The 6,888-nt window shown below is 69.1% G+C and carries 7 protein-coding genes; all 7 read left to right on the top strand.

Annotated features, from left to right (window positions below; all coding sequences use genetic code 11):
* Positions 1-1,528, top strand: a 1,528-nt coding sequence (locus C1J00_RS35360) for a DNA translocase FtsK (RefSeq protein ID WP_146046315.1), incomplete at its 5' end; no start/stop codon positions are given.
* A gap of 263 nt (positions 1,529-1,791) precedes the next feature.
* Positions 1,792-2,637 (top strand): helix-turn-helix domain-containing protein, encoded by an 846-nt coding sequence (locus tag C1J00_RS35355; protein WP_102913034.1) that lies wholly within the window; start codon positions 1,792-1,794, stop codon positions 2,635-2,637.
* A gap of 94 nt (positions 2,638-2,731) precedes the next feature.
* Entirely contained in the window at positions 2,732-4,231 is a 1,500-nt protein-coding gene (rimO, locus tag C1J00_RS35350) for a 30S ribosomal protein S12 methylthiotransferase RimO (RefSeq protein WP_102913033.1), read from the top strand.
* Positions 4,228-5,094: a CDP-diacylglycerol--glycerol-3-phosphate 3-phosphatidyltransferase gene (pgsA, locus tag C1J00_RS35345; protein ID WP_102913032.1), complete on the top strand. Its 867-nt coding sequence runs from the start codon at positions 4,228-4,230 to the stop codon at positions 5,092-5,094. Before rimO ends, pgsA begins: the two co-directional genes overlap by 4 nt.
* Positions 5,091-5,636 carry a CinA family protein gene (locus tag C1J00_RS35340; RefSeq protein WP_102913031.1) on the top strand — a complete coding sequence of 182 codons (546 nt, stop codon included), beginning with the start codon at positions 5,091-5,093 and terminating at the stop codon, positions 5,634-5,636. Before pgsA ends, C1J00_RS35340 begins: the two co-directional genes overlap by 4 nt.
* 109 nt (positions 5,637-5,745) lie before the next feature.
* Positions 5,746-6,126 (top strand): helix-turn-helix domain-containing protein, encoded by a 381-nt coding sequence (locus tag C1J00_RS35335; RefSeq protein ID WP_102913030.1) that lies wholly within the window; start codon positions 5,746-5,748, stop codon positions 6,124-6,126.
* Between the two features lie 201 nt (positions 6,127-6,327).
* Positions 6,328-6,798, top strand: a complete 471-nt coding sequence (locus tag C1J00_RS35330) for a Dps family protein (RefSeq protein ID WP_102913029.1) — start codon at positions 6,328-6,330, stop codon at positions 6,796-6,798.
* Positions 6,799-6,888: the final 90 nt, after the last annotated feature.

The following is a 6,888-nucleotide window of genomic DNA, read 5'->3' as shown; positions in this document are numbered from 1 at the left end:
CGCCAAACCCCGCGACCTGCCCCCGCGCGCGGAGCAGCTCCAGCTCTCCGGCGACATCACGTACTCCTTGCCGTCCCTCGACCTGCTGGAGCGCGGCGGCCCGGGCAAGTCCCGCAGCGCCGCCAACGACCTCATCGTCGAGTCGCTGACCACGGTCTTCACCGAGTTCAAGGTGGACGCCAGTGTCACCGGTTTCACCCGCGGGCCGACGGTCACGCGCTACGAGGTCGAGCTCGGCCCCGCCGTGAAGGTCGAGCGCATCACCGCGCTGACCAAGAACATCGCCTACGCCGTCGCCAGCCCGGACGTGCGGATCATCAGCCCGATCCCCGGCAAGTCCGCGGTCGGCATCGAGATCCCCAACACCGACCGGGAGATGGTCAACCTCGGAGACGTACTGCGTCTGGCGGAGTCCGCCGAGGACGACGACCCGATGCTGGTCGCCTTCGGCAAGGACGTCGAGGGCGGCTACGTCATGCACTCACTGGCGAAGATGCCGCACATGCTGGTCGCCGGCGCCACCGGCTCCGGCAAGTCGTCCTGCATCAACTGCCTGATCACCTCGGTCATGATGCGGGCGACCCCCGAGGACGTGCGGATGATCCTGGTCGACCCCAAGCGGGTCGAACTGACCGCGTACGAGGGCATCCCGCACCTGATCACGCCGATCATCACCAATCCCAAGCGGGCCGCCGAGGCGCTCCAGTGGGTCGTGCGCGAGATGGACCTGCGCTACGACGACCTGGCGGCCTACGGCTACCGGCACATCGACGACTTCAACCGGGCCGTGCGCGAGGGCAAGGCCAAACCGCCGGAGGGCAGTGAGCGCGAGCTCCAGCCGTACCCGTACCTGCTGGTCATCGTCGACGAGCTCGCCGACCTGATGATGGTCGCGCCGCGGGACGTCGAGGACGCGATCGTGCGCATCACGCAGCTCGCCCGGGCGGCCGGCATCCACCTGGTGCTCGCCACGCAGCGGCCGTCGGTGGACGTCGTCACCGGTCTGATCAAGGCCAACGTCCCGTCCCGGCTGGCGTTCGCCACGTCCTCGCTGGCCGACTCGCGGGTCATCCTCGACCAGCCGGGTGCCGAGAAGCTCATCGGCAAGGGTGACGGGCTGTTCCTGCCGATGGGGGCCAACAAGCCCACCCGTATGCAGGGCGCCTTCGTCACCGAGGAGGAGATCGCGGGCGTCGTCCAGCACTGCAAGGACCAGATGACGCCGGTCTTCCGGGAGGACGTCGTCGTGGGCACCAAGCAGAAGAAGGAGATCGACGAGGACATCGGCGACGATCTCGACCTGCTGTGCCAGGCGGCCGAACTGGTCGTCTCCACGCAGTTCGGCTCGACGTCCATGCTCCAGCGCAAGCTGCGCGTCGGCTTCGCCAAGGCAGGCCGGCTGATGGACCTGATGGAGTCCCGGAACATCGTCGGACCGAGCGAGGGTTCGAAGGCTCGTGACGTTCTTGTGAAGCCTGATGAGCTGGATGGCGTGCTCGCCCTGATCCGCGGGGAGTCTGAAGGGTAGGGAAACGGGACACGGTGATCGCCTCGCGGGGCGTTACGGCAATCGGGTGGCCGGATCGTGACCCACCCGTAAGGGATCATCGAGCAACCGTTTCCCTTCGGCGTACGTCAAGTTGATGGAAGCGACCAGCAGCGAGCCCACCATCGGAATGTCGGGCCATTCCGATGGCGTACAAAGTGACACCGCCCGGTTGCCCCACCCTTTTGGTACCCCCCTAGACTGAACTTCCAGCACAGGCGGCTACACGCTCGAAAGGCGCCCCCGTGTCCATCGGCAACTCCCCTGAAGACGAGCGTCCGTTCGAAAACGAGCACGTCGAAGCAGACCGCGAGGAAGCCCGCCCCTCCATCGGCCGTGCCCTGCAGCAGGCTCGTATCGCCGCCGGGCTGACCGTCGACGACGTCAGTAGCGCCACCCGGGTCCGCATGAACATCGTGCACGCGATCGAGGTGGACGACTTCTCCCCCTGCGGTGGGGACGTCTACGCCCGTGGGCACATCAGAACCCTGGCCAAAGCCGTCGACCTCGATCCCGCGCCGCTGCTCGCCCAGTACGGGGACGAGCACGGCGGGCGTCCGGCCCCGACCCCGGCGGCCCCTCTCTTCGAGGCGGAACGCATCCGTCCGGAGCGGCGGGGGCCCAACTGGACCGCGGCGATGGTCGCCGCGATCGTCGCCGTGATCGGTTTCGTCGGTTTCACGATGTTCCAGGGCGACGACGGCAGCAACGAGGCGAACGTGGCCGAGGGCTCCACGCCCGGCGACTCCGCCTCCCCGACCACCAAGACCAAGAAGCCCGCCGACCCCAAGCCCGAGCCGTCCGACAGTGCCATCGCGGCCGCACCGCAGGACAAGGTGACGGTCCGGGTCAGTGCCGTCGACGACGAGAGCTGGGTCGCGGCAAAGGACCACAACGGCCGGATGATCTTCGACGGCCTGCTCAAGCAGGGCGACACCAAGACCTTCCAGGACAGCTCGAAGGTCCACCTCGTCATCGGAGACGCCGGCGCGATCGACCTCTTCGTCAACGGCAAGAAGATCGAGGAGAACTTCCAGCCGGGCTCCGTCGAGCGCCTGACGTACACGAAGGGCGACCCCGAAGCCGGGTGATCAGTCCGAAAGGTCCAGTTGATGCGGGGTTGGCCGGGAATCGGCCAACCCCCGTCGACGTGGGGTGTCAGCGGGACGAAGTAGTCTTGAGCCCATGCCTGAACGCCGTACCGTCGCACTCGTCACCCTTGGCTGCGCCCGTAACGAGGTGGACTCGGAGGAGCTCGCAGGCCGTTTGGAGGCGGACGGCTGGCAGCTCGTGGAGGACGCCGAGGAAGCGGACGTCGCCGTCGTGAACACCTGCGGCTTCGTCGAAGCCGCCAAGAAGGACTCCGTCGACGCCCTCCTCGAAGCCAACGACCTCAAGGGGCACGGCAGAACCCGGGCCGTCGTGGCGGTGGGCTGCATGGCCGAGCGGTACGGCAAGGAACTCGCCGAAGCCCTCCCCGAGGCGGACGGCGTGCTCGGCTTCGACGACTACTCCGACATCTCGGACAGGCTGCAGACCATCCTCAACGGCGGCATCCACGCCGCGCACACACCGCGGGACCGGCGCAAACTGCTGCCCATCAGCCCGGCGGAGCGTCAGGAGTCGGCGGCCGAGGTCGCGCTGCCCGGGCACGGCCCGGCCGAGCCCGTCGTCGCGCCGGCGGACCTTCCGGAGGGCCTCGCCCCCGCCTCAGGCCCGCGGGCACCCCTGCGCCGCCGTCTGGACGGCTCCCCGGTCGCCTCCGTCAAGCTCGCCTCCGGCTGCGACCGGCGCTGCTCCTTCTGCGCCATCCCGTCCTTCCGCGGCTCCTTCATCTCCCGCCGCCCCAGCGACGTGCTGAACGAGACGCGGTGGCTGGCCGAGCAGGGTGTGAAGGAGATCATGCTGGTCTCCGAGAACAACACCTCCTACGGCAAGGACCTCGGCGACATCCGCCTGCTGGAGTCCCTGCTGCCCGAGCTCGCCGACGTCGACGGCATCGAGCGGGTGCGCGTCAGCTACCTCCAGCCCGCCGAGATGCGGCCCGGCCTCATCGACGTGCTCACCTCGACCCCGAAGGTCGCGCCCTACTTCGACCTGTCCTTCCAGCACTCCGCTCCCGGCGTGCTGCGCGCGATGCGCCGCTTCGGCGACACCGACCGTTTCCTGGAACTGCTCGACACCATCCGCAGCAAGGCGCCCGACGCGGGTGTGCGCTCCAACTTCATCGTCGGCTTCCCCGGCGAGAGCGAGGCCGACGTCGCCGAGCTGGAGCGGTTCCTGACCGGGGCGCGACTGGACGCCATCGGCGTCTTCGGCTACTCCGACGAGGAGGGCACCGAGGCGGCGACCTACGACGACAAGCTCGACGAGGACATCGTCACCGAGCGGCTGGCCCACATCTCGCGACTGGCCGAGGAACTCGTCTCGCAGCGGGCCGAGGACCGTGTCGGCCAGAGCGTGCGGGTCCTCGTCGAGTCCGTCGACGAGGACGGCGTGTACGGCCGTGCGGAGCACCAGGCGCCCGAGACGGACGGCCAGGTGCTCCTCACGAGCGGCGCGGGTGTGCGTGTCGGCCGTATGGTCGAGGCGAAGGTGGTCGGTACGGAGGGTGTCGACCTGGTGGCCGAGCCGCTGCAGGGCTCGCTCGCGTCGCCTGGGTGGAGTGAGGAGGCGGGCAGATGACCGGTGTCCCGGCATCCGCGGCGGGAGGCTCCTCGGGCGCGAGGAGGGCAGCGGCCGGCGCGGCCGCAGCGACGCCCGCTGCCTCAGCCACACGCCCGGCCGAGGGCGGTGCGCCCGGTGCGGGACCCGGAGCCTCGTCCGGTGCGGGTAGCGGCGGAGCTACCGAGGCGGTGCCCGGTGCCGACGAGGCCGTCCCCGGTGCGGACGGCGGCCTCGACGCCCAGGGCGAAGGGAAGACCCCGCGGGGCGGGAAGATCGCTGCCGCGGCCGTCAACCAGGCCAGTGTCTGGAACATCGCCAACCTCCTGACCATGCTCCGGCTGGTCCTGGTACCGGCCTTCGTCGCGCTGATGCTCGCCGACGGCGGCTACGACCCGGTGTGGCGGTCCCTCGCCTGGGCCGCCTTCGCCATCGCCATGATCACCGACCTGTTCGACGGTCACCTGGCGCGGAGGTACGACCTGGTCACGGACTTCGGGAAGATCGCCGACCCCATCGCCGACAAGGCGATCATGGGGGCGGCGCTGGTCTGTCTGTCCGCGCTCGGCGATCTGCCCTGGTGGGTGACCGGCGTCATCCTCGGCCGGGAACTGGGGGTCACCCTGCTGCGTTTCCTGGTCATCCGCTACGGCGTGATCCCCGCCAGCCGCGGGGGGAAGCTGAAGACCCTCACCCAGGGCGTGGCCGTCGGCATGTACGTGCTGGCACTGACGGGGTGGCTGGCCACTCTGAGGTGGTGGGTGATGGCCGCGGCGGTCGTGCTGACCGTGGTGACCGGGCTCGACTATGTGAAACAGGCCATTGTGCTGCGCCGGCAGGGAATCGCCGAGCGCAAGGCCGCGTTGGAGGAGAAGGAAGCGTGAGTTCCACGGCCACTGACGTGGTGCGACTACTCACGGTGAAGGGCGAGACGCTCGCAGTCGCGGAGTCGCTGACCGGTGGCCTCGTTGCGGCGGACCTCACATCCGTTCCCGGGGCGTCCAAGGTCTTCCGCGGCTCGGTGACCGCCTACGCCACCGATCTGAAGCGGGACCTGCTCGGTGTCGACGCCGCCCTGCTGGCGGCGCGCGGAGCGGTGGATCCGCAGGTCGCGGCCGAGATGGCGGCTGGCGTACGCAAGACACTCGGCACCGACTGGGGCATCGCGACCACCGGTGTCGCGGGTCCCGAGCCGCAGGACGGACAGGCCGTCGGCACCGTTTTCATCGCGGTGGACGGACCGGCCCGAGCCGATTCCGGTTCTGCCGGCGGCGGAAAAGTGGAGGCTCTGCGGTTGAACGGCGACCGCGCGGAAATTCGTAGAGAGAGTGTACGGAGCGTACTCGCACTGCTTCTGAAGGAGCTTGCGAGCGAACAGACTGGGAATGAGCGGGCACAGGATACGGAACGGAACGGGGGGTTTTGATGTTTGCAGCCCTGAGTGAACACGACATCGCTCCCCGCACGGCCGCGGCGCAAGGCGGTACGGTGGGGCGTAATGGATGCGGCTACGCGGTCCGAGGAGGGAGCCACCGATGATTCTGCTCCGTCGCCTGCTGGGTGACGTGCTGCGTCGGCAGCGCCAGCGCCAGGGCCGTACTCTGCGCGAAGTCTCCTCGTCCGCCCGAGTCTCACTCGGCTATCTCTCCGAGGTGGAGCGGGGGCAGAAGGAGGCTTCCTCTGAGCTGCTCTCCGCCATCTGCGACGCGCTGGACGTACGGATGTCCGAGCTCATGCGGGAAGTGAGCGACGAACTCGCCCTCGCCGAGCTGGCCCAGTCTGCAGCGGCCACCCCCAGCAAGCCTGTACCGACGCCGGTTCGCTCGATGCTGGGTTCCGTGTCGGTGGCCGGTGTGCCACCGGAACGGGTGACCATCAAGGCGCCCGCCGAAGCGGTGGACGTCGTCGCCGCGTGAGGCTCTGCGCTCGCACGGCATGATCGAGGCCCCGGCCGGGCCGCTCCGGAAGATCCGGAGGGGTGCCGCCCGGGGTTTTCACTTGTCCGGGATCGGCTGTCGCTGTCTCGGGCAAGCTGTGCCTGATGTGTGTGCGTTTGCCGGTGAGGCGTGCGGCCGTCATCGTTGAGGGGATGGCGGGGGCAGTCCTCGGAGGTGCGGATGTACGTCGTGAAGAGCTCGTTGTCGGACGCGAACCTGAAGACCGTGTCCGAGGCGCTGCAAGGTGCCCTGGTCGACCTGGTGGACCTCGCCCTGGTGGCGAAGCAGATCCACTGGAACGTGGTGGGGCAGCGCTTCCGTTCCGTTCATCTCCAGCTCGACGAGGTGGTCGACACCGCGCGGAAGTACTCCGACACCGTGGCCGAGCGCGCCGCGGCCCTCGGGGTCTCCCCTGACGGGCGGGCCGCGACCGTGGCCGTCGGCAGCGGTATCGGAGTGACCCCCGAAGGATGGGTCGACGACACGACCGCCGTGGGAACGCTCGTCGAAGCGCTGGGTGCGGTGATCGTGCGGATGCGGGAGCGGGTCGAGACCACAGGTGAGCCGGATCCGGTGAGTCAGGACATCTTCATCGGGATCACGGCGGACCTGGAGAAGCATCACTGGATGTTCCAGGCCGAGAACGGGTGACGGAGGAGGGCGCGGGGGCGGGTGACGCGCCGGGCGCGATGTTCGCCACCACGTCGGGGCGTCCCGCACGTATGCGCCGCGGAGGCCTGC

Origin of the sequence: Streptomyces cahuitamycinicus (assembly GCF_002891435.1) — a bacterium.
Classification (GTDB): domain Bacteria; phylum Actinomycetota; class Actinomycetes; order Streptomycetales; family Streptomycetaceae; genus Streptomyces; species Streptomyces cahuitamycinicus.
This window is presented reverse-complemented; position numbering and strand designations above follow the sequence as displayed.

What these genes read in the sequence shown, in the direction of transcription:
- pgsA (WP_102913032.1), top strand. Translation starts at nt 4,228, where the DNA reads ATGACCGGTGTCCCGGCATCCGCGGCGGGAGGCTCCTCGGGCGCGAGG.
- rimO (WP_102913033.1), top strand. Translation starts at nt 2,732, where the DNA reads ATGCCTGAACGCCGTACCGTCGCACTCGTCACCCTTGGCTGCGCCCGT.
- C1J00_RS35335 (WP_102913030.1), top strand. Translation starts at nt 5,746, where the DNA reads ATGATTCTGCTCCGTCGCCTGCTGGGTGACGTGCTGCGTCGGCAGCGC.
- C1J00_RS35330 (WP_102913029.1), top strand. Translation starts at nt 6,328, where the DNA reads ATGTACGTCGTGAAGAGCTCGTTGTCGGACGCGAACCTGAAGACCGTG.